The organism is Pseudomonas sp. GZD-222, from assembly GCF_049310525.1.
GTDB lineage: Bacteria > Pseudomonadota > Gammaproteobacteria > Pseudomonadales > Pseudomonadaceae > Aquipseudomonas.
On record NZ_JBMOWO010000132.1, the window covers coordinates 1 to 20,769 of the forward strand.

The 20,769-nt window shown below is 59.3% G+C and carries 19 protein-coding genes; 12 read left to right on the top strand and 7 right to left on the bottom strand.

Annotated features, from left to right (window positions below; genetic code table 11):
- Positions 1-223 precede the first annotated feature (223 nt).
- Positions 224-2,500: a putative bifunctional diguanylate cyclase/phosphodiesterase gene (locus tag ACO6VD_RS25050; RefSeq protein ID WP_422422617.1), complete on the top strand. Its 2,277-nt coding sequence runs from the start codon at positions 224-226 to the stop codon at positions 2,498-2,500.
- Here ACO6VD_RS25050 and ACO6VD_RS25055 read toward each other — a convergent pair.
- Positions 2,400-3,287, bottom strand: coding sequence for an NAD(P)-dependent oxidoreductase (locus ACO6VD_RS25055; protein WP_422422618.1), 888 nt, complete (start codon positions 3,285-3,287; stop codon positions 2,400-2,402). The genes ACO6VD_RS25050 and ACO6VD_RS25055 overlap by 101 nt on opposite strands.
- Positions 3,288-3,487: 200 nt before the next feature.
- On the opposite strand from ACO6VD_RS25055, the gene ACO6VD_RS25060 reads away from it, so the two are divergent.
- Positions 3,488-5,671: a hypothetical protein gene (locus ACO6VD_RS25060; protein WP_422422619.1), complete on the top strand. Its 2,184-nt coding sequence runs from the start codon at positions 3,488-3,490 to the stop codon at positions 5,669-5,671.
- A 211-nt stretch (positions 5,672-5,882) separates the two neighbouring features.
- Here the strand turns inward: ACO6VD_RS25060 and ACO6VD_RS25065 are convergent, their stop codons facing one another.
- On the bottom strand, positions 5,883-6,188 hold the full coding sequence (locus ACO6VD_RS25065; protein ID WP_400173314.1) for a DUF2288 domain-containing protein: 306 nt from the start codon (positions 6,186-6,188) through the stop codon (positions 5,883-5,885).
- 321 nt (positions 6,189-6,509) lie between these two features.
- On the opposite strand from ACO6VD_RS25065, the gene ACO6VD_RS25070 reads away from it, so the two are divergent.
- From ACO6VD_RS25070 to ACO6VD_RS25090, 5 genes are all read left to right on the top strand, one after another.
- Positions 6,510-7,637, top strand: a complete 1,128-nt coding sequence (locus tag ACO6VD_RS25070) for a branched-chain amino acid ABC transporter substrate-binding protein (protein WP_422422620.1) — start codon at positions 6,510-6,512, stop codon at positions 7,635-7,637.
- Positions 7,638-7,863: 226 nt separating this feature from the next.
- Entirely contained in the window at positions 7,864-8,787 is a 924-nt protein-coding gene (gene livH / locus ACO6VD_RS25075; protein WP_028943524.1) for a high-affinity branched-chain amino acid ABC transporter permease LivH, read from the top strand.
- Positions 8,784-10,040 carry a high-affinity branched-chain amino acid ABC transporter permease LivM gene (locus ACO6VD_RS25080; RefSeq protein WP_400173316.1) on the top strand — a complete coding sequence of 419 codons (1,257 nt, stop codon included), beginning with the start codon at positions 8,784-8,786 and terminating at the stop codon, positions 10,038-10,040. Before livH ends, ACO6VD_RS25080 begins: the two co-directional genes overlap by 4 nt.
- Entirely contained in the window at positions 10,037-10,804 is a 768-nt protein-coding gene (gene livG, locus ACO6VD_RS25085) for a high-affinity branched-chain amino acid ABC transporter ATP-binding protein LivG (RefSeq protein ID WP_400173317.1), read from the top strand. Before ACO6VD_RS25080 ends, livG begins: the two co-directional genes overlap by 4 nt.
- The gene (locus ACO6VD_RS25090) at positions 10,805-11,506 is read left to right on the top strand and encodes an ABC transporter ATP-binding protein (RefSeq protein WP_038607943.1); all 702 of its coding nucleotides are present in this window, start codon (positions 10,805-10,807) and stop codon (positions 11,504-11,506) included. It abuts the gene before it with no gap.
- Between the two features lie 55 nt (positions 11,507-11,561).
- Here ACO6VD_RS25090 and ACO6VD_RS25095 read toward each other — a convergent pair whose 3' ends face one another.
- Positions 11,562-12,470 (bottom strand): LysR family transcriptional regulator, encoded by a 909-nt coding sequence (locus ACO6VD_RS25095; RefSeq protein WP_422422621.1) that lies wholly within the window; start codon positions 12,468-12,470, stop codon positions 11,562-11,564.
- Positions 12,471-12,577: 107 nt separating this feature from the next.
- Between ACO6VD_RS25095 and ACO6VD_RS25100 the strand changes: the two genes are divergently transcribed.
- The 3 genes from ACO6VD_RS25100 to ACO6VD_RS25110 all read left to right on the top strand — a co-directional run bounded on the left by ACO6VD_RS25100 (position 12,578) and on the right by ACO6VD_RS25110 (position 15,639).
- Positions 12,578-13,177, top strand: coding sequence for a short chain dehydrogenase (locus ACO6VD_RS25100; RefSeq protein WP_422422622.1), 600 nt, complete (start codon positions 12,578-12,580; stop codon positions 13,175-13,177).
- A gap of 70 nt (positions 13,178-13,247) precedes the next feature.
- Positions 13,248-13,919: a COG3650 family protein gene (locus ACO6VD_RS25105; protein ID WP_422422623.1), complete on the top strand. Its 672-nt coding sequence runs from the start codon at positions 13,248-13,250 to the stop codon at positions 13,917-13,919.
- Positions 13,920-14,025: 106 nt separating this feature from the next.
- Positions 14,026-15,639: an NAD(P)/FAD-dependent oxidoreductase gene (locus ACO6VD_RS25110; protein ID WP_422422624.1), complete on the top strand. Its 1,614-nt coding sequence runs from the start codon at positions 14,026-14,028 to the stop codon at positions 15,637-15,639.
- 78 nt (positions 15,640-15,717) lie between these two features.
- On the opposite strand, the gene ACO6VD_RS25115 is transcribed toward ACO6VD_RS25110, so the two are convergent.
- The gene (locus ACO6VD_RS25115) at positions 15,718-16,812 is read right to left on the bottom strand and encodes a PLP-dependent cysteine synthase family protein (protein ID WP_422422625.1); all 1,095 of its coding nucleotides are present in this window, start codon (positions 16,810-16,812) and stop codon (positions 15,718-15,720) included.
- A 219-nt stretch (positions 16,813-17,031) separates the two neighbouring features.
- On the opposite strand from ACO6VD_RS25115, the gene nhaA reads away from it, so the two are divergent.
- Positions 17,032-18,210, top strand: a complete 1,179-nt coding sequence (nhaA, locus tag ACO6VD_RS25120; RefSeq protein WP_422422626.1) for a Na+/H+ antiporter NhaA — start codon at positions 17,032-17,034, stop codon at positions 18,208-18,210.
- A 68-nt stretch (positions 18,211-18,278) separates the two neighbouring features.
- Here the strand turns inward: nhaA and ACO6VD_RS25125 are convergent, their stop codons facing one another.
- Positions 18,279-18,743, bottom strand: a complete 465-nt coding sequence (locus ACO6VD_RS25125) for a glycine zipper 2TM domain-containing protein (protein ID WP_038607921.1) — start codon at positions 18,741-18,743, stop codon at positions 18,279-18,281.
- Positions 18,744-18,889: 146 nt separating this feature from the next.
- Here ACO6VD_RS25125 and ACO6VD_RS25130 point away from each other — a divergent pair, with 146 nt between their 5' ends.
- The gene (locus ACO6VD_RS25130; RefSeq protein WP_422422627.1) at positions 18,890-19,126 is read left to right on the top strand and encodes a hypothetical protein; all 237 of its coding nucleotides are present in this window, start codon (positions 18,890-18,892) and stop codon (positions 19,124-19,126) included.
- Here the strand turns inward: ACO6VD_RS25130 and pdxH are convergent.
- Both pdxH and ACO6VD_RS25140 read right to left on the bottom strand, forming a co-directional pair.
- Positions 19,123-19,770, bottom strand: coding sequence for a pyridoxamine 5'-phosphate oxidase (pdxH, locus tag ACO6VD_RS25135; protein WP_422422628.1), 648 nt, complete (start codon positions 19,768-19,770; stop codon positions 19,123-19,125). The genes ACO6VD_RS25130 and pdxH overlap by 4 nt on opposite strands.
- Positions 19,771-19,788: 18 nt before the next feature.
- The gene (locus ACO6VD_RS25140; RefSeq protein ID WP_422422629.1) at positions 19,789-20,760 is read right to left on the bottom strand and encodes an OmpA family protein; all 972 of its coding nucleotides are present in this window, start codon (positions 20,758-20,760) and stop codon (positions 19,789-19,791) included.
- Between the last annotated feature and the right edge of the window lie 9 nt (positions 20,761-20,769).

Consider the following 20,769-nt stretch of genomic DNA (forward strand, 5'->3'; position numbering starts at 1 on the left):
CTTTGCCGTCCCCCCTGGCTACCGCCCCCCTAGCAAAAGGAGTGTTCTACCCCTCCCCCCCCCCGCGACGCTTTAGAACCTTCCGCTATTACCCCAATGCCCAAATCGTAGAATCAAAGTGCCATTAATCAGGATGGGTTAATACTCTCTTTCTATACTCCAGCAGAACAGTCTCCAGACGCGCTTTCGGGGGACGAGTGAAAACTCGAAAAAGAGGCAAGCTATGGAGTGGCTGGGGCTACAGATGCTCGCCGATCTTCCGGCTACCGGACAGATCATTCTCGAGTGCCGGTACAATCCGTACCTGGTGCTTCTTGCTTTTCTCGTCGCCGGCGCAGGCAGCTTCGCTACCCTGAGCATGGCTGAACGCCTGAACCATGCGGATCAACCGGCAGCCCAGCGACAATGGCGCCTGCTCGGTGCCTGCTGCCTGGCAGGTGGGGTCTGGGCCTTGCATTTCATCAGTATGCTGGGGTTTCAGGCACCCATTGAGGTCCACTATGACTTTGCCCTGACCGGCCTTTCGCTGGTAGTCATGCTGTTCGCCGGCTGGTTGGCGATGAACACCCTGGGACAACGCGACCTGCGCGTCCGTCATTTCCTCCAGGCTGCTGGCTGTATCGGTCTTGGCATCACCGCGATGCATTACATCGGCATGGCCGCCATGCGCTCCAACGCCCAACAGTTCTATCGTCCGGACATGTTGGCTGCCTCGGTGGCCATCGCCATGTTCACCAGTCTGCTGGCCCTGTTCCTGGCCCGCTACTTTCGCTACGGCAGCGGCACACTCCATCAGTTGCTCAAATATGGCGCCAGTCTGTTGATGGCCGGGGGCATCTTCGCCACCCATTTCACCGGCATGTGGGGCATGACCCTGATCATCCCGGTCGATGCGACCGTGACCCTGCCAAGCGCTGATAACAATCTGCAACTCAGCCTGACCATCGCCTTCATCACTTTGCTGATCAGCGCCAGCAGCATCAGCGCGGCCCTCTCCGACCAGAAGCTGCAAAGCAAGGAGCACGACCTGCGCCGGGTCAATGTCCTGCTCAGCCAGCTGGACCAGGCACGGGTGTCGCTGCAGCAGGCCGCTCATTACGACGCGCTGACCAACCTCATCAACCGGCGCGGCTTCAACCAGGTGTTTGCCGAACGTCTGGTCGAACAAACCGTCAATGACGGCATGCTGGCGGTGATGTTCCTCGACATCGATCATTTCAAACGTATCAACGACAGCCTTGGCCACGATGCTGGCGACGAACTGCTCAAGGTCATTGCCGGCTATATCAAGGCGGCAACCCGCAGCCAGGACGTGGTCGCCCGCTTCGGCGGCGACGAGTTCTGCATCCTGATCGCCCTGCACAGCCGTGAAGAAGCCCGGCACCTCGCCCAGCGCATCATGCAGAAAATGAAAGAACCGATCGACCTGGCCGGACGGCGCATGGTCATGACCACCAGCATTGGCATCAGCATCTTCCCCGACGACGGCCGAAACTGTGAAGAGCTGCTCAAGAATGCCGACCTGGCGCTTTATCAGTCCAAGGGCTGCGGGCGCAACAGCCTGAACTTCTTCAACAGCAGCCTGAAAACACGCGCCACCCTGGAACTGCAGCTGGAAGAAGAGCTGCGCATTGCCTTGCTTGAGGAGCGAGGATTGCGCATTCATTACCAGCCGATTTTCGATCTGCACACCGGGCAGGTGGCCAAACTTGAAGCCCTGGTACGCTGGCAGCATCCGCAACATGGTTTGCTCAGCCCGGACCGCTTTATTGGCATCGCCGAAGCCAACGGCCTGATCACTGATCTTGACCTATGGGTACTGCGCCACGCCTGCAAAGACCTGGCACAACTGAATCGTCATGGTTACAGCGGGCTGAAGGTCACGGTCAATTGCTCGGCATTGACCCTGGGCTGCGAGGAACTGGCCCGGGAGGTTGAGGACGCATTGCAACAGGCCGGGCTTGCAGCCCGCCAGCTTGAACTTGAAGTCACCGAAAACGCGCTGATGGCCAATATTCATAGCACCATCACCCTGCTCAAGGAGATCCGCGCGCTGGGCGTCTCCCTTTCGATCGATGACTTCGGCACCGGCTATTCGTCATTGGCCTACCTCAAGCGCCTGCCCCTGGACACCCTGAAGATCGATCGCTCTTTCATTCAGGATGTGCCACGTAGCCGGCAGGACATGGAGATTGTCCAGGCAATCATCGTCATGGCCCACACCCTGCACCTGCACGTGATCACCGAAGGCGTGGAAACCATGGAGCAGTACCAGTTCCTCGCCCAACAGAGCTGCGATTTCGTCCAGGGCTACCTGCTCAGCCGCCCTGTCCCCCTGGGTGAACTGCGCGCCATCCTCAATCAGCTCAACCAGCGCGACGAACCGGCGCTGGTCAGCTTCAATCCTTACGTCGGTACAGATCAATCAGTGTCGCCGGATCTTTTTGCAGATAGCCCTGACTACCGTGCAAGCGCATCAGCTGTGCGGCCAGGCCGCTGAGCGGCGTTGCCGAGCCCTGTTCGCGCGAGAACTTCACTGCCGTATCGAGATCCTTGAGCAAGGTGCGCACGTGCCATTTGACCGGTTCAAAGCAGCTCTGCGCCATTTGTGGGGCGAGAATCTGCAAGGGCCGGGAATCGGCAAAGCCACCGGCCAGCGCCTCGGCGATCAGACTGGCATCGACACCGGACTGTTCGGCGAGCGCCACTACTTCGGCAATGACCAAAGCGTTGCAGGCTACGATCATCTGGTTGCAGGCCTTGGTCACCTGGCCGGCCCCTACCGGTCCCATGTGTGTGACCCGTTGGCCCAGGGTCAGTAGTACCGGGCGTACACGCTCAAGGTCCGCTGCATCGCCGCCGACCATGATCGCCAGGCTGCCCGCTTCGGCCCCTGGCGTGCCGCCGGAAACCGGGGCATCAAGCCAGCTCATGCCACTGAGTGCGGCAAGTTCGGCGGCCATCTCGCGGGTGGCGGTCGGCTCCAGGCTGGAAAAATCCACCAGCAATTGCCCGGCCCTGGCGCCCTCGGCAACACCTTGCGGCCCGAACACCACCTCACGTACCACCGCCGTATCGGCCAGACACAAGAGCACCAGGTCAGCGGCCTTACACAGCTCAGCGGGGGTCGACACCACGCGGGCGCCCGCCTCGACCAGTGCTGCACATTTATCCGGCGAACGGTTCCAGACGGTCAGCGGATACCCCGCAGCCAACAAGCGCCGACACATCGGCAACCCCATCAAACCGATTCCGGCAAACCCCAGTGAAGGACGTGCAGTGCTCATGTACAGCTCCAGGCAGATTAAAGAAGTTGAATGATTGGACGATTCAGTTTGCAGGCGTGGAAAAGGAAAACTCCTACAGCTATAGGGCAACCCCCTATCGCGCACGCCAAATGCGCACTGATACAGTCGCGAAACTTATCCAGTGATGGCTCTATGATATCTACTAGAACAGCCACCCACCTTCAGGCAAATGGCGCAAAATGACCTCCAAGACTACTTCTGCCAACGCGGTTTCCGAGCTGACATCACCTACTCCCGCGTTCAGCGCTTCAGGGCCGAAAGAATTCTACAGCCCACGCGCACTTAACCCGCAGCAGTACCTGTACTTCACCGAGCCCGATATCCAGCGCATCCTCGACAACCTGGACGGTCTGCGCGATCTGGTGTTTCCACCCAGTGTCCACGTCGAAGACGACAGCCAGCTGCGCCTGGATCAGCAGTTTCCATCTGTCTGCCTGATTGGCCTGGGCCGTTGCGGCTCGAACATCGCTCTGGATGTCGCCGAACTTGTATACAACGCCCGCACCTTTTACCTCAACGAATTCAACAATGAAGACCGCGCCAGCAGTGAGCCGAACTACAGCCCGGCCCGCTGGATCCGCAATAACCTGCGGCTGGTCCAGAACAAGGGCAGCAAGCCGGTGTTCCTGGTCGAACCGCTGGTAATGCTGGGTGACCTGGACAAAGACATTGCCGGTCGCATCCGCTTCTCGCGCAAGGGAGAAAAAAGCGGCTTCATCCGCGACTACAGCAAAATGAAGATCATGGACCTCTCCGAAGTCCATGCCGGTGGCGCCGGCAACGCCCCGATCCTCGGCCAGTACCTGGCCAAGATCATCCTCAACAAGGAAACCCACCGTTTCTCCAGCGCCGACTGGAAGCTGATTCACTCTTACCTGATCGACTCCTGCGGGATCAAGGCCAACCAGTCACGCCTGTATTTCTACATCTTCAGCGCCGGTGGTGGTACCGGTTCGGGCATGGCCTCGGAGTTCGGCCTGGCCCAGCAGTACTCCTACATGAACAAGACCTTCGACACCAAGCCTGCCGACGAGAATGACGGCAAGAGCGGGCACTCGTTTGTCTTCGAACCGATCTTCACCAGCGGCATTTGCGTGCTGCCGAACATTTCTGACCACCGCAGCGAAATGTCCGAAGCCCTGCACATCAACGCCGGGCGTCTGCTGTGCAAGTACCTGTCCGAAGAATGGGACTTCTCCTATAACTTCGACAATGAAGACAGCAGCGAAGCCAGCGTCATGGGCCGTATCCGCCCCTGGAACGCGATGATGCTGATTTCCAACGACATCATGCGCTACGCCGAAGAGAACGATGACGGCAACATCCAGAACATTGATGTCAATGCCATGGAAAAGCACGCCAACCAGTACATTTCCCAGCAGATTTTCAACATCCTTACTGCCCAGGCGGTAACCACCGACTACGACCAGAACTACTTCCGTCGCGCCGGCATCGACATTGGCGAAACCATTCGCCTGGATGCCAACGACCTGTTCATGAGCCTGGCCGGCCCGGTGGCGATTGCCTACGCGGAGTCCGTGGTACCGGAACAGCCGTCGCCGAATTCGGATAAATTCAAAGTGTTCGAAAAAGAGCAGGCACGTCTGAACATCGACGACCTGTTCTTCCGCTCCATCGACCTGCCGCACTTCAACAAGGTGACCCAGGCGATCGAGGGCATCAGCCTGTTGCCGATCGAATCCAAGCGCTACCGCGCAGCGCTGGAGCAGTACAAGGCCTCCGGCTATGACGCCGCAGCCCTGCACGACCTGCATTTCTTCAAGAACTGCTCTTCGGTGGTATCGATCGTATCCTTGCCCAAGGATTACAAGCTCTCCTACATGGACCTGAACCGGCTCAAGACCCACCTCAACAGCCTATTCCCCAACACCACACTCAAGCGCTACGCCCTGGTGATCGGTGCGTCTGCAAACCTTTCGCTGACTACCTTGATTGCCAAAAGCCCGTGCCTGTCAGACGATTTCCTGACCCTGATCGTGGCCTTCATCAAGCGTTGCTTTGCGCGTAATTCGTACCGCTTCGACGATACGCTGGACAACGCCATCCTCGAATTCATCACCAGCGACACCTTCGATGAAGATCGCATCGATGATCTGCTCAATGAGTTCGAAAACCCGGCGAAAATCCTCGACACCAACTGGTATGCGATCAAGCCGATGTACGAGAAGAAGTACCGGGAACTGATCAACGACAAGAGCAAATTCGTCTCGATCAATGACATTCGACTGTCGCGTGAATGCGTGAAGAAGGCCGTGAAATACCTGCGCGAGATCTACCGTCACCGGATCGGCAAGACGCGGGTGATTTCGCTGAACGGTCATACCGGGAAAGTGGATTACTGATCCTGTAGGAGCGGATTCATCCGCGATGGGGCGCATCGCGGCCCCAAAAGATGGGCCTGCTACGCAGTCCATCGCGGATAAATCCGCTCCTACTGACTGTTACCGTTAACGTAAAGCACACTTAACTGTTACCAACAGCCACCCTCGCTGAACGGTACCGCGCACCAAAATCGCCTCACTGCTTATTTTCACGCACCAATCTGGAGCGTGCTCAGTCTTTTTTCTTTTCCTGAATCACGATAAACGGCGAAACCACCACCGCCCAGATCTCTGGATCGCGGCTCTGAAGGTCTAGTGCCTGCTCGGTAGACACCGGCCCCACCGTGCCAGCATTACGCCATACGGCGAAGGTTTCACTACGGTTTTCGGCCATTGCCTGTGCAACTTCGATCAGGTCCAGACTCGCGTCGACCCAAATCAGGTCACCCTTGGCCCAAAAACGCTCCAGGGCTTTCCACTCGATTACTGCTGTCTCGCCGAGCAGTTTGGCATAGAGGGTGCTTGGTTGATCAGTCATGGGTTCCTGCCAGAAATAATTCGACTACTGTAAGAGTCGGTATTTTTGCAGAAAAACCCGGTTTCAAATAAGTAATTGATCGAAAAGGACTTGAGAGCAAAGGATGGCCACGCGAATTCAGGCATGAGCAAGCCGCTTTCTTGTAAGTTTCTGTCAATTAAGCGACACGCGCCGAATTTGCCCCAGCTGGGCTGCTTTTCAAGCGACAAAGCAGCGCTCTACACTGTACCGGTACAGTTGCCAGGGCAAAATCGGAGCACTCCGGTCCTCAAGCTCTGGCCGCCAGGACTATAAAAATTACAACAGAATGAGTGGAGCACTATGAGTAAGGCTACTAAGCAGATTTCCAAGCTGTTTGCCGCAATGGTTCTGGCCGGGGTTGCCAGCCATTCGTTTGCAGCCGATACCATCCTGATCGGCATTGCCGGCCCGAAAACCGGCCCGGTTACTCAGTACGGCGACATGCAGTTCATCGGTGCAAAACAGGCGATCAAAGACATCAACGCCAAGGGCGGCGTCGATGGCAAGATGCTTGAAGCCAAAGAATACGATGATGCCTGCGACCCTAAACAGGCCGTAGCCGTAGCCAACAAAGTGGTCAACGATGGCGTCAAGTACGTGATCGGCCACCTCTGCTCCAGCTCCACCCAACCTGCCTCCGACATTTATGAAGACGAAGGCGTGATCATGATTACCCCGGCTGCCACCAGCCCGGAAATCACCGCCCGTGGTTACAAGCTGATCTTCCGCACCATCGGTCTGGACAGCGCCCAGGGCCCAGCGGCCGGTAACTACATCGCCGACCACGTCAAACCGAAAGTGGTTGCTGTTCTGCACGACAAACAGCAGTACGGTGAAGGTATCGCCACCGCCGTCAAGCAGACCCTGGAAGGCAAAGGCACCAAGGTTGCCGTCTTCGAAGGCCTGAACGCCGGTGACAAAGACTTCTCGTCGATCATCCAGAAGCTCAAGCAAGCCAACGTCGACTTCGTCTACTACGGCGGCTACCACCCAGAGCTGGGCCTGATCCTGCGCCAGGCTCAGGAAAAAGGCCTGAAAGCCAAGTTCATGGGTCCAGAAGGTGTCGGTAACGACTCCATCTCGCAGATCGCCCAGAACGCCTCGGAAGGCCTGCTGGTAACCCTGCCGAAGTCCTTCGACGCCGATCCTGCGAACAAGGCAATCGCTGACGCCATCAAGGCTGACGGCAAAGATCCTAGCGGCCCGTTCGTGTTCCCGGCCTACTCCGCTGTCACCCTGATTGCCGAGGGCATCAAGGCAGCCAAGTCCGAAGACACCGACAAGGTGGCTGAGGCCATCCACGCTGGCACCTTCAAGACCCCGACCGGCGATCTGTCGTACGACAAGAACGGCGACCTGAAAGACTTCAAATTCGTGGTCTACGAATGGCATTTCGGCAAACCTAAAACCGAAGTTTCCCCACAGTAATCCCGTCTGACTACATGACTACAAGCCCACTGTGCGAGCAGTGGGCTTTGTTTTACGAGGTTCATGGGCCTGATTCCCGCGATCCGGGGGCAGGTTCACCTGAAAATCTTAAAACCGTCACCAGCGGTTCTCTGGCAGTGCCCTGCGTCGAAGTGGCTCAAGACCACCACACCAGGCCGGGTTTACCCACCAGTGAAATGCGTATCGGGTTTTTAGGAGCGCTGTAATGCCTGAGATCTATCACTTCTTCCAACAGCTGGTTAATGGCCTGACCATTGGCAGCACCTATGCCTTGATAGCCATTGGCTACACAATGGTTTACGGCATCATTGGAATGATCAACTTCGCCCACGGCGAGGTGTACATGATTGGTTCCTACGTGGCCTTTATTGCCCTTGCCGGGCTGGCCATGATGGGTATCGATTCACTGCCGATATTGATGACCGTCGCCTTCGTCGCCACGATCTTCGTTACCAGTGCCTATGGCTACAGCATCGAACGGGTTGCCTATCGCCCTTTGCGTAACAGCAACCGGTTGATCCCGCTGATTTCTGCCATCGGTATGTCGATTTTCCTGCAGAACACCGTATTGCTATCCCAGGACTCCAAGGACAAGTCCATCCCCAACCTGATCCCGGGGAGTATCTCCTTCGGCCCAGGCGGCGCAGAGGAAGTGCTGATCTCCTACATGCAGATCCTGGTGTTTGTCGTCACCCTGGTGGCGATGACCGGTTTGACCCTGTTCATCTCCCGCTCTCGTCTGGGCCGCGCCTGCCGTGCCTGTGCCGAAGACATCAAGATGGCCAACCTTCTGGGTATCAACACCAACAACATCATCGCCCTGACGTTCGTCATCGGTGCCGCTCTGGCGGCCGTGGCGGCGGTACTGCTGAGCATGCAGTATGGCGTGATCAACCCCAACGCCGGTTTCCTGGTAGGCCTCAAAGCCTTCACCGCGGCGGTGCTGGGCGGCATCGGCAGTATCCCGGGCGCCATGCTCGGCGGGCTGGTGCTGGGGGTGGCTGAAGCCTTTGGCGCCGACATCTTCGGCGACCAGTACAAGGACGTAGTGGCCTTCGGTCTTTTGGTTCTGGTGCTGTTGTTCCGTCCGACCGGCATTCTCGGCCGTCCGGAGGTTGAAAAAGTATGAACAAAAATCTCAAACAGGCGTTCTTCAGCGCCTTGCTGGTCTGGGCCGTGGCCTTCCCGGTACTGGGTCTGAAACTCAGCATCGATGGCATCCGCCTGATCGTCCATAGCCAGGGCCCCTTCACCATCACGGTCATTGCCGTGTGTTCGGTGCTGATGTTCCTGCGCGTACTGTTCGACAAGCAATGGGGTGCGCTCACCCGCCGCCGCTCTGACCGCAAGCTGATCTCACCGGCCATGAGCAACTTCCTGACCCTGCCGAAAACCCAGCGTTGGGTGATCATGGGCCTGATCGCGGTTGCCCTGGTATGGCCGTTCTTTGGCTCGCGCGGTGCAGTCGACATTGCCACGCTGATCCTGATCTACGTGTTGCTGGGCCTGGGCCTGAACATCGTGGTCGGGCTGGCGGGCCTGCTCGACCTGGGTTACGTCGGCTTCTACGCCGTTGGCGCCTACAGCTATGCGCTGCTGTCGCATTACTACGGCCTGAGCTTCTGGATCTGCCTGCCGATTGCCGGCTTGATGGCGGCGACCTTCGGCTTCCTGCTCGGCTTCCCGGTATTGCGTCTGCGCGGTGACTACCTGGCCATCGTGACCCTGGGTTTCGGCGAGATCATCCGTCTGTTCCTGCGTAACCTCACCGGCTTGACCGGCGGTCCGAACGGGATCAGCAACATCGAGAAACCGACCTTCTTCGGCCTGACCTTTGAACGTAAGGCCGCCGAAGGCATGCAGACCTTCCACGAGTTCTTCGGTCTGCAGTACAACTCGATCAACAAGGTGATTTTCCTCTACCTGGTCGCCCTGCTCCTGGCTCTGCTGGCGCTGTTCGTGATCAACCGCTTGCTGCGCATGCCGATTGGCCGTGCCTGGGAAGCGCTGCGTGAAGACGAGATCGCCTGCCGTGCGCTGGGTCTGAACCCGACCGTGATCAAGCTGTCGGCCTTCACCCTCGGTGCCTGCTTTGCCGGTTTCGCCGGTAGCTTCTTCGCCGCCCGCCAGGGCCTGGTGACGCCGGAGTCGTTCACCTTCATCGAGTCGGCCATCATCCTTGCCATCGTGGTACTGGGCGGTATGGGTTCGCAGCTGGGCGTGATTCTTGCGGCCATCGTGATGATCCTGCTGCCGGAACTGATGCGTGAGTTCAGCGAATACCGGATGTTGATGTTCGGTGCGCTGATGGTGTTGATGATGATCTGGCGTCCGCAAGGCCTGCTGCCTATGCAACGTCCTCATATGGAGCTGCGCTCATGAGCCGCGAAATTCTGCAAGTCAGCGGCCTGAGCATGCGCTTCGGCGGCTTGTTGGCGGTCAACGGCGTGGCCCTGACCGTCAAGGAAAAACAGGTTGTGGCGTTGATCGGCCCTAACGGCGCTGGCAAGACCACGGTGTTCAACTGCCTGACCGGTTTCTACAAGCCGAGCGCTGGCACCATCCTGCTCGACGGTCAGCCGATCCAGGGCCTGGCCGGTCATGAAATTGCCCGCAAAGGCGTGGTGCGGACCTTCCAGAACGTTCGCCTGTTCAAGGAAATGACCGCGCTGGAAAACCTGCTGATCGCCCAGCACCGGCACCTGAACACCAACTTTCTGGCCGGCCTGCTCAAGACCCCGTCCTTCCGCCGCAGTGAGCACGAAGCGAAAGAGTACGCCCGCTACTGGCTGGAGAAGGTCAATCTGCTCGAGTTCGCCAACCGTCCCGCCGGCACGCTTGCCTACGGCCAGCAACGTCGCCTGGAAATCGCCCGCTGCATGATGACCCGTCCACGGATCATCATGCTCGACGAACCGGCGGCCGGCCTGAACCCGAAAGAGACCGAAGACCTCAAGGCGCTGATCAGCGTTCTGCGTGAAGAACACAACGTCACCGTGCTGCTGATCGAGCACGACATGAAGCTGGTCATGAGCATCTCCGACCATATCGTTGTGATCAACCAGGGCACGCCCCTGGCTGACGGCACGCCGGACCAGATCCGCGACAACCCTGAAGTGATCAAAGCCTACCTGGGGGAAGCGTAAATGCTGCAGTTCGAAAACGTTTCCACCTTCTACGGCAAGATCCAGGCGCTGCACAGCGTCAACGTCGAGATCCGTCAGGGCGAGATCGTCACCCTGATCGGTGCCAACGGCGCGGGCAAATCGACGCTGCTGATGACGCTGTGTGGCTCGCCACAAGCCCACAGCGGCAGCATCAAGTACCTGGGTGAAGAGCTGGTCGGCCAGCCCTCCTCGCACATCATGCGCAAGAGCATTGCCGTGGTGCCTGAGGGTCGCCGGGTGTTCGCCCGCCTGACCGTCGAAGAGAACCTGGCGATGGGCGGTTTCTTCACCAACAAGGGTGACTATCAGGAACAGATGGACAAAGTCCTGCAGCTGTTCCCGCGCCTGAAGGAACGCTTCTCTCAGCGCGGCGGCACCATGTCCGGTGGTGAGCAACAGATGCTCGCCATTGGCCGGGCGCTGATGAGCAAGCCCAAGTTGCTGTTGCTGGATGAGCCATCGCTGGGTCTGGCACCGATCATCATTCAGCAGATCTTCGACATCATCGAGCAACTGCGGCGTGATGGCGTGACGGTGTTCCTGGTCGAGCAGAACGCCAACCAGGCCCTGAAGGTTGCCGACCGTGCCTACGTACTGGAAAACGGCCGGGTGGTGATGCAAGGCACAGGTGAAGCGCTGCTGACCGATCCGAAGGTTCGCGACGCCTACCTGGGCGGCTGATCACTGCTACCCATGAAAAGAGGCCTTCGGGCCTCTTTTTTTGTCGGCGAGTCTTTTACACCGCCTGCAACGCCTGACCGCTGCGTTTGAACCACTGCATCAGGTAATCGACGAGCACCTGAACCCGCTTGGGCATCCGGCCCTGATAAGGATGGACCAGAAACAACGGCACACTGCGGGTCTGATAGTCACGCAGCAGCCAGTGCAAGCGACCGTCCGCCAACTCGGCATGCAACATATAGGAAGGTAGTCGAGCGACCCCTGCGCCCAGAAGAGCCGCTTTCTTCAGCAAGCTGTAGTGGTTGCTGGCAAAACTGCCACTGACCTGTACCCGTATCAGCTCATGTTGCTGGTGATACAGCCACTCTTCACGCCCGCTGTAGTGGCTGTTGAGCAAGCACTGATGGCCAGCCAGTTGCGTCGGCGTATGCGGCTCGCCATGCTGCTGCAGATACGCCGGACTGGCACAGGTCAACTCCTGCATCGCCAATACCGGACGCGCAACCAGTCGCGCATCGTCCTCAACCTCGGTGCGTATCGCCAGATCGAAGCCATCGGCCAGCAGATCGCGGTAGCCGTTGTTCAGCTCCAGCTCCATCTGCAGGTCGGGATAGCGCTGGTTGAACTCCAGCAGCAAACCTTCGAAAAACGTCTCTCCCAGGGAAACCGGCACGGTGATACGCACCGGCCCGGTCAATTCATCCTTGAGCATGGCCAAGGTCTGACGCGCGCCATTCATTTGCCGCACGAGGGCCTGCGCCTGTGGCAACAGCATCGCCCCGGCTGCCGTGAGACTCAGGCGCCTGGTGGTGCGATGCAGCAGTTTCACTGAATGGCTGTCTTCCAGGGCACTGATGCGCTTGGACAGCTGCCCCTTGCTCCAGCCCAACTGCTGCGCGGCCAGGGTAAAACTGCCGGCGTCCATCAACACGGCAAAGGCCGCCAGGTCATCCAGGTCGCTCATTGATTGTTTCCAGATGAAAACCAAAGGTTGCCTATTAGCACGCTTATCCGCAGAAAAATCCACTCTAGACTTGAGCCTTGTCCCCATCATCTACAAGGAACGGCTCAATGAAGATCCTCTTGATCGGCGCCAACGGCACCATCGGCTCGGCTGTAGCCAAAGAACTGGAGCAACGTCATGAAGTGCTGCGCATCGGTCGCAGCAGCGGTGACTATCAGGTCGATATCAGCGACAGCGCTTCGATTCGTCGCCTGTTTGAACAGACCGGGCGCTTCGACGCGCTGGTCTGCGCGGCCGGTAACGTGACCTTTGCGCCGCTGGACGAGATGACTGAAGAGCACTTCGCCCTGGGCCTGAACGACAAGCTCATGGGGCAGGTCAACCTGCTGCTGATCGGTCGCGAGTTCATCAACGATGGCGGCTCTTTCACCTTCACCACCGGCATCACCAGTCATGACCCGATCCGTACCGGCGCTTCGGCCAGCCTGGTCAACGGCGCCATCGATGCCTTCGTCAAGGCAGCAGCCATCGAGTTACCCCGCGGCTTGCGGGTCAATTCGATCAGCCCCAATGTACTGGTCGAGGCCATGCCGGCCTACGCCCCCTACTTCCGCGGCTTCAAGCCGGTGCCCGCAGCCGAGGTGGCGCTGGCCTATGCCAAGAGCGTCGAGGGCCTGCAGACCGGACAGACCTATCATGTCGGCTAGGGCCTTGTGATCGGCGTCCACCCTGCGTAACGTGGCGGCACCTTTCGGTAGAGACCCTGGAGTTTGCTCGATGCGTGCCGCCCCTTCATTGTTGCTAGTCGCCCTGTTGCCGCTGTTCGCCGGCTGCCAGATGCTGGCGGAAAAACCGCAGACCTCCACGGCCGGCATGACCCGCATGCAAGGTGAACTCAGTGCCAAAGGCGGTCAGCTGTTGTTCAAACCGTGTGCAGAAACTCGCCAGTTTGCGGTGTTTGATGCCGGCGGCACCGGCCTGCTGCAAGAAGCCACCGCACTGGCCGCCGAGCCAGGTACCCTGTTCGCCGATATCAGCGGCAATCTTTCCGCTGGCCAGAAAGCCGGTAACGACGGGCAATTGAACGTACAACGCCTGTACCGGGTCGAGCACTCCAACAGCGCCTGCAGCGATCCGAACTTCAAGCGACTTACTGTGCGTGCACACGGTAATGAACCGGACTGGGACCTCAAAGCCGGCGCCAAGGGCATGGTGCTGACGCGCCCGGGCGTGCCGGAACTGGCCGTACCCTACCTGGAAGAACAATTGCCTGATGGACGCTTCAGCCTCAGCACCGAAGCCAATGGCCAACGCGTGGACCTCTGGGTCGCCCCGCAACGCTGCGTGGACACCATGAGCGGTGCCGTCAGCCACCTGAGCGCAGAACTGCGAGTGAACGGCCAGACCCTGCGCGGTTGCGCCTATTACGGCGGTGCGCGCAACGACTGATCATCGGCGTCTGCGTTTATCCTGCCTGCAAAGGTGGTGAACAGCTTATACTTGGCGGTTTGTGTAAAGCCGCCGGCCGTTCATGGCCGGGATACTGGACCCTGCCATGTTACGAATCACCGAACTTAAGCTGCCGCTCGATCATCCTGATGAAGCCCTGCGCCAGGCCATCGTGCAACGCCTGGGGATCAGCGACGAACAGTTGCTGGACTTCACCCTGTTCAAGCGCAGCTATGACGCCCGCAAGAAGAACAGCGAGATGCTGTTCATCTACACCATCGATCTGAGCGTCAGCAACGAAGCAGAACTGCTGCACAAATTCGCTGACGACCACAACGTCAATGTCGCCCCGGATGTCAGCTACAAGGTCGTTGGCCACGCCCCTGCCGACCTGCAAGAGCGCCCAATTGTGGTCGGCTTCGGTCCGTGCGGGATTTTCGCCGGCCTGCTGCTGGCGCAGATGGGCTTCAAGCCGATCATCCTTGAACGCGGCAAGGAAGTCCGCCAGCGCACCAAGGACACCTGGGGCCTGTGGCGCAAAAGCGTGCTCAATCCGGAGTCGAACGTTCAGTTCGGTGAGGGCGGTGCCGGCACCTTTTCCGACGGTAAGCTCTACAGTCAGATCAAAGATCCGCAGCACCACGGCCGCAAGGTGCTGCACGAGTTCGTCAAGGCGGGCGCGCCGGATGAAATCCTCTACGTCAACAAGCCACACATCGGCACCTTCCGCCTGACCGGCATGGTCGAGAACATGCGCCACGAGATCCAGGCGCTGGGCGGCGAAGTACGCTTCGAAGAGAAAGTTACCGATCTGCTGATGGATGATGGCCAACTCAATGGCGTGGTACTGGCCAGCGGTGAACAGCTGCACTCCCGGCATGTGGTCCTGGCCCTGGGCCACAGCGCCCGTGACACCTTCCGCATGCTGCATGCCCGCGGCGTGTTCATGGAAGCCAAGCCATTTTCCATCGGCTTCCGTATCGAACACCCGCAGTCGCTGATTGACCAGGCACGCCTGGGTAAATACGCCGGCCACCCGAAACTGGGCGCGGCGGACTACAAACTGGTACACCACGCCAAGAACGGACGTTCGGTCTACAGCTTCTGCATGTGCCCGGGCGGCACCGTGGTCGCAGCCACCAGCGAACCAGGCCGGGTGGTCACCAATGGCATGAGCCAGTACTCGCGTAACGAGCGCAATGCCAACTCCGGCATCGTCGTTGGCATCACCCCGGAGCAGGATTACCCAGGTGGTCCGCTGGCCGGTATCGAGCTGCAGGAGCAACTCGAAGCGCATGCCTATGTCCTCGGCGGCAGCAACTACCAGGCACCGGCGCAACTGGTGGGCGACTTTGTCGCCGGCAAGCCATCTACCGCCCTGGGCAGTGTCGAGCCGTCGTACAAGCCTGGCGTCAATCTGGGCGACCTGGCTCCGAGCCTGCCTGACTTCGCCATCGAAGCCATTCGTGAAGCCTTGCCTGCCTTCGATCGGCAGATCAAGGGCTACAACCTGCATGACGCGGTGTTGACCGGGATCGAAACCCGTACTTCGTCGCCGCTGCGCATCACCCGTGATGCCAGTCTACAGAGCCTGAACCTCAAGGGCCTGTTCCCGGCGGGCGAAGGTGCAGGTTATGCCGGTGGCATTCTGTCGGCGGGTGTCGACGGGATTCGCATTGCTGAAGCGGTGGCTCGCAGCATGCTGGGCCTGGAAGGCTGATAGCGCATATCGCGGGACAAGCCCGCTCCCACAGGAATACCTCAACCCGGTGGGAGCGGGCTTGCCCCGCGATGCGATTCAAACCCCTGCGCGCAATACCGTCTCAGGCAATGCTTCACCCTGCTCCGCACAGGCTGTTACTGCCTCTATCAGCCCCTGCAGCCCATATCCCTGCGCTGCCAGCCAATCCTGGTCGTAATAGGTGGTCGCATAACGATCGCCGCCATCACACAGAATCGCCACAATCGATCCTGCCTCCCCCGCCGCTTGCATCTGCCGTGCCGCCATCAGCGCGCCGATCAGGTTGGTCCCGCTCGAGCCCCCGACCCGCCGACCGAGGCGTTCGGCCAGGTAATGCATGGCCGCCAGCGACAGCGCATCCGGCACTTTGACCATCGCATCGATCACTTGCGGCAGGAACGACGCCTCGACCCGCGGTCGGCCAATCCCCTCGATCCGTGAGCCGCAATCCAGGCGCAAGCTACGGTCGCCGCTTTGGTAACTGTCGAAGAACACCGAACGCTCGGCATCAGCACACAGCACCCGCGTGGCATGCTGGCGATAACGCACATAACGCCCAAGGGTCGCCGTGGTGCCTCCGGTGCCCGGACTGGAAATCAGCCATGCCGGCTCAGGATGGCGCTCAAAGCGCATCTGGGAAAAAATCGATTCGGCGATATTGTTGTTGGCACGCCAGTCGGTTGCGCGTTCGGCATAGGTGAACTGGTCCATGAAGTGACCGCCGGTTTCCTGCGCCAGGCGCTCGGACTCTGCATAGAGCTGAGTCGGGTCCTCCACCAGGTGACTCTGGCCACCATAGAAAGCAATCTGGGCAATCTTCTCTTGCGAGGTACTGGCTGGCACCACGGCAATGAAGGGTATTCCGAGCAAACGCGCAAAGTAGGCCTCGGATATTGCCGTCGAACCGCTGGACGCCTCGATCACCGGCGCCCCCGGACGCAACCAGCCATTACACAAGGCATACAGAAACAGCGACCGCGCCAAGCGGTGCTTGAGGCTTCCGGTGGGGTGACTGGATTCGTCCTTGAAGTACAGCTCGACCTCGGGAAAGCCCGGCAAAGGCAGCGGGATCAAGTGCGTGTCGGCACTGCGTTGGAAGTCTGCTTCAATGATGCGGATAGCTTCACGTGCCCACTGGCGGTGATCGTTCATGGTCCAGTCCCGAAAAATTCGACATACAGGGGAGCATGTTAAGAAAGTCCCTACATCCCCGACAGGTACAGCCAGGCAAAATATTCCCACTCAATTGCTAGGCTGCAGTAAACGAGATCGTCACAGCTTATAACAAAAAAGAATATAGTTTTTGTTTTAATGCATATCCTCACAGGGTAGGGTGTGCCCCTATCAGAACCCTCAGGATGGAGAGCGCCCTTGCTGCGTAGCACTTTCACACGTTTCTTTCAGTTGGAAGCTGCCAGCGGTCTATTACTGATTGCTGCAGCCGCCCTGGCCCTGATCATCAACAACTCGCCGTTGTCGTACCTGTACAACGGCCTGCTGGATGTTCCTGTAGTCGCCCAGATCGGCGCGCTGAAAATTGCCAAGCCGTTGCTGCTGTGGATCAACGACGGGCTGATGGCCCTGTTCTTCCTGTTGATCGGCCTTGAGGTCAAGCGCGAGATCATCGAAGGCCATTTGTCCAAGCCTTCGCAGATCGTCCTGCCCGGCGCTGCTGCCATCGGCGGCATGGTGGTGCCGGCACTGATCTACTGGTTCCTCAACAAGGACAATCCGGCCGCTGTCGCTGGCTGGGCTATCCCCATGGCTACCGACATCGCCTTCGCCCTGGGCGTGCTGGCGCTGCTGGGCAAGCGTGTGCCGGTGTCGCTCAAGCTGTTCCTGATGACCCTGGCGATTATCGACGACCTGGGCGCAATCATTGTCATTGCCCTGTTCTACTCGGGTGAGCTGTCGAGCCTGTCGCTGATGCTGGCGGCTGCCTGCTTGCTGGCCCTGATTGCCATGAACCGGCTCGGCGTGGTCAAGCTCGGCCCGTACATGGTGATCGGCCTGATCCTCTGGGTCTGTGTGCTCAAGAGCGGCGTGCACGCCACGCTCGCCGGTGTCACCCTGGCGCTGTGTATTCCGTTGCGTACACGCAATGCCGAGGCCTCTCCCCTGCTGAGCCTGGAGCATGCCCTGCACCCCTGGGTGGCTTATGGCATCCTGCCGCTCTTCGCCTTCGCCAACGCGGGTGTGTCGCTGACCGGGGTAAATCTGGAAAGCTTCACTCACCACGTGCCCATGGGCATTGCCGTCGGCCTGCTGTTGGGCAAGACCGTAGGTGTGTTCGGCCTCACCTGGATCGCGATCAAGCTTGGCCTCGCCGCCCTGCCCACCGGCGCCAACTGGGGTCAGGTACTGGGGGTGGCAATCCTCTGCGGCATTGGCTTTACCATGAGCCTGTTCGTTGGCTCGCTGGCCTTCGTTCCTGGCAGCAGTGAGTACGCCGGTATGGACCGTATGGGTATTCTCACCGGGTCTATCCTCGCAGCAGTAGTTGGCTACGGCATCACCGCACTGGCGAGCCGCAAGACAGCCGTCGCCTGATCCAGCCCAGGTAATAAAAAACCCCGACTCGGCAGTGCCGGTCGGGGTTTTTTATTGCTGCTGAAGTATCAGTGGGAAACCCGGCTGGTACCGTCAACTGTCATGATGCGGACACGCTCGCCGACACGGAAAATCTCGTTTTCCTGAACCGCCTGCACATAGGCACGCATGCTGCCGTCGTCTTCACGCACAGTGATTTCCACGCCTTGGGTACGGGTCAGCCCCTCTTCAGCAGCCGAGCCCGCCAGGCCACCGGCCACAGCACCGATGACCGCAGCAACGATGCTGCCACGACCACCGCCAATGGCACTACCCGCTACACCACCGACAACCGCGCCCGCGCCACCACCGATAGGCGTTTTGGTGCCTTCGATTTTCACCGGCCGCAACGCTTCGATGGTCCCCATGCGCACGGTTTGCACACGGCGAGCTTCATCGCGAGAGTAGGAGTCGCCGGTCAGGCTCGATGCACAGCCGGTGAGCAACAGCGACATCGTGGTGAAGCTGGCAACCAGCAAAACAGATTTACGCATAGGATGATCTCCATAAGACAGGTGTTCATTAGACGCCGCGCATTGACGACTGTCACGACAGATGCGGGGTAAAATTGATTCCATTCAGCTTCCATACAGCCTGTGTCATCGATGCAGCCTGAAAAACGTTTAGCGCAAGGATAGACATGGATTACTTCATCGTCGTCATCACGACTCTGGCCGGGCTGTATTTTCACTGGTGGTTGTACGTGCGCATCCGCCGCTGGATGGACCGTGACCTGGCGCTTTCACTGGCCGGGGCGGATGAAGGCAAGAAAGCCTACATGCTTGAATGTCTGGACAACGCCAAGGCGCAAAAGGTCAAACGTGCCGAGTTGGCGGCCTGGCTGGAACGCGAGGCCGCCGGCTATCGAGGCGATTAAGGCGCCAGGCGCTCGCGCGACCAGGCGTCTTGTTGCAGGCGGTAATTGAGCCGGTCATGCAGGCGACTGGCACGCCCCTGCCAGAACTCGATACGTTCAGGCAGCAAGCGATAACCGCCCCAGTGCTCAGGGCAATGGGGCTGGGTGTCAGTGAATCGCTGTTCGGTAGCCTTGACCAAGCCTTCAAGTTCCGCGCGATCAGCAATCACCCGGCTCTGTGGCGAAGCCCAGGCACCCAGGCGGCTGCCCAGTGGACGCACCTGGTAATACTCGTCTGATTCCTGCGCGGTGACCTTGACCACCTTGCCTTCGATACGTACCTGACGCTCCAGGGCAGGCCAGAAAAAGGTCATGGCAGCGTGCGGGTTGGCCTGCAGCTGCTGGCCTTTGGCACTGTCGTAGTTGGTGAAGAAGGTGAAACCTTGTTCATCGAGCCCCTTGAGCAAGAGGATCCGACAGTGCGGACGGCCGTCAGCATCCACCGTCGCCAGGGTCATGGCGTTGGCTTCCACCGGCGGCTGTTCAGTTTTAACCGCATCATCGAACCATTGGTGAAACAACGCGAAAGGCTCATCCGGGGCCTGGGCTTCTGCCAGGCCATCACGGGTGTAGTCGCGGCGCATATCAGCCAGGGTTTGAGTCATTGCTGCGTTCCTTGACGATCAGTTGGTCTTCGCAGGGCTGGTGGTGCTGGCCACTTTTTTCGCAGCAGGCGCAGGCTTTTTCGCTGCGGGTTTGGCTGCAGGGGCTTTTTTCTTGGCGGTTGTGGCCTTGGCCGGGGCCGCTTTCTTGCTGGCGCTGGCTTTTTTCACTGGCGCTTTGGCAGCAGGTTTGACCGCTGCCTTGACCGGGGCTTTGGCATCCTGCACGGCAACCAGCTCAGCTGGGCTCGGCGTAGGTTGTTTGTACTTGGCGACCAACGCGATCATGGTGTTTTGCGGAGTCAGCACCAGTTCGACGCGACGATTCAGGGCACGACCTTGCAGGCTGTCGTTGGCCGCACGCGGCATTTCCGAGCCCATGCCGCGCAGCATCAGGCGGTCACGTTCCAGGCCACTGAGACGGAAGATCGCGGCCACCGACTGGGCACGCTCCTGGCTGAGCTTCTGGTTAGCGGCAGCGGCACCGCTGGTATCGGCATGGCCCAGTACCAGCACTGCGGTCTGTTTGTCGGTTTCAACGGCTTTGGCTACACGGGTGATCGGTCCCAGGGTGACGGGCAGGAGCATGGCTGGTCGATCAGGGTTGTAGGAGCTGTCCACCGGCACGGTGACCACCAGCACATCTTCACGGCGCTCAAGCTCGAACTTGCTGTCCTTGATCGCTTCACGCAGGCGTGGTTCGTAGCTGTCCAGCCAGGCCTGAGTGGCCTTGTGGTCGATTTTCGGCACAGCGGCAGTCTTGGCCTTGTCGCTGTCGCCGAACGGCCACCACCAACGGCTGCTGCTCTCGGACTTGGCATCGGCTTTAGCCACTTTCTCGACAACCACTTCCTTCACTTCCTGGCTGGCCACCTTGTCCGAACCGAAGGGCCACCAGTCGATGCCACTATCGGCCGCGCCTTTCTGGGAGTGCTGCGCGCAACCGGTCATGGCCAGGCACAGGGCGATAGCTAAGGTTTTATGTGAAGACATCAGTGATAC

Excerpts from the sequence above, each read along its gene's own strand:
- ACO6VD_RS25090 (WP_038607943.1), top strand. The coding sequence starts at position 10,805 with ATGCTGCAGTTCGAAAACGTTTCCACCTTCTACGGCAAGATCCAGGCG.
- ACO6VD_RS25055 (WP_422422618.1), bottom strand. The coding sequence starts at position 3,287 with ATGAGCACTGCACGTCCTTCACTGGGGTTTGCCGGAATCGGTTTGATG.
- ACO6VD_RS25105 (WP_422422623.1), top strand. The coding sequence starts at position 13,248 with ATGCGTGCCGCCCCTTCATTGTTGCTAGTCGCCCTGTTGCCGCTGTTC.
- ACO6VD_RS25060 (WP_422422619.1), top strand. The coding sequence starts at position 3,488 with ATGACCTCCAAGACTACTTCTGCCAACGCGGTTTCCGAGCTGACATCA.
- livG (WP_400173317.1), top strand. The coding sequence starts at position 10,037 with ATGAGCCGCGAAATTCTGCAAGTCAGCGGCCTGAGCATGCGCTTCGGC.
- ACO6VD_RS25110 (WP_422422624.1), top strand. The coding sequence starts at position 14,026 with ATGTTACGAATCACCGAACTTAAGCTGCCGCTCGATCATCCTGATGAA.
- ACO6VD_RS25065 (WP_400173314.1), bottom strand. The coding sequence starts at position 6,188 with ATGACTGATCAACCAAGCACCCTCTATGCCAAACTGCTCGGCGAGACA.
- ACO6VD_RS25115 (WP_422422625.1), bottom strand. The coding sequence starts at position 16,812 with ATGAACGATCACCGCCAGTGGGCACGTGAAGCTATCCGCATCATTGAA.
- ACO6VD_RS25070 (WP_422422620.1), top strand. The coding sequence starts at position 6,510 with ATGAGTAAGGCTACTAAGCAGATTTCCAAGCTGTTTGCCGCAATGGTT.
- ACO6VD_RS25100 (WP_422422622.1), top strand. The coding sequence starts at position 12,578 with ATGAAGATCCTCTTGATCGGCGCCAACGGCACCATCGGCTCGGCTGTA.
- ACO6VD_RS25125 (WP_038607921.1), bottom strand. The coding sequence starts at position 18,743 with ATGCGTAAATCTGTTTTGCTGGTTGCCAGCTTCACCACGATGTCGCTG.
- ACO6VD_RS25140 (WP_422422629.1), bottom strand. The coding sequence starts at position 20,760 with ATGTCTTCACATAAAACCTTAGCTATCGCCCTGTGCCTGGCCATGACC.
- pdxH (WP_422422628.1), bottom strand. The coding sequence starts at position 19,770 with ATGACTCAAACCCTGGCTGATATGCGCCGCGACTACACCCGTGATGGC.
- ACO6VD_RS25095 (WP_422422621.1), bottom strand. The coding sequence starts at position 12,470 with ATGAGCGACCTGGATGACCTGGCGGCCTTTGCCGTGTTGATGGACGCC.
- livH (WP_028943524.1), top strand. The coding sequence starts at position 7,864 with ATGCCTGAGATCTATCACTTCTTCCAACAGCTGGTTAATGGCCTGACC.
- ACO6VD_RS25050 (WP_422422617.1), top strand. The coding sequence starts at position 224 with ATGGAGTGGCTGGGGCTACAGATGCTCGCCGATCTTCCGGCTACCGGA.
- ACO6VD_RS25130 (WP_422422627.1), top strand. The coding sequence starts at position 18,890 with ATGGATTACTTCATCGTCGTCATCACGACTCTGGCCGGGCTGTATTTT.
- ACO6VD_RS25080 (WP_400173316.1), top strand. The coding sequence starts at position 8,784 with ATGAACAAAAATCTCAAACAGGCGTTCTTCAGCGCCTTGCTGGTCTGG.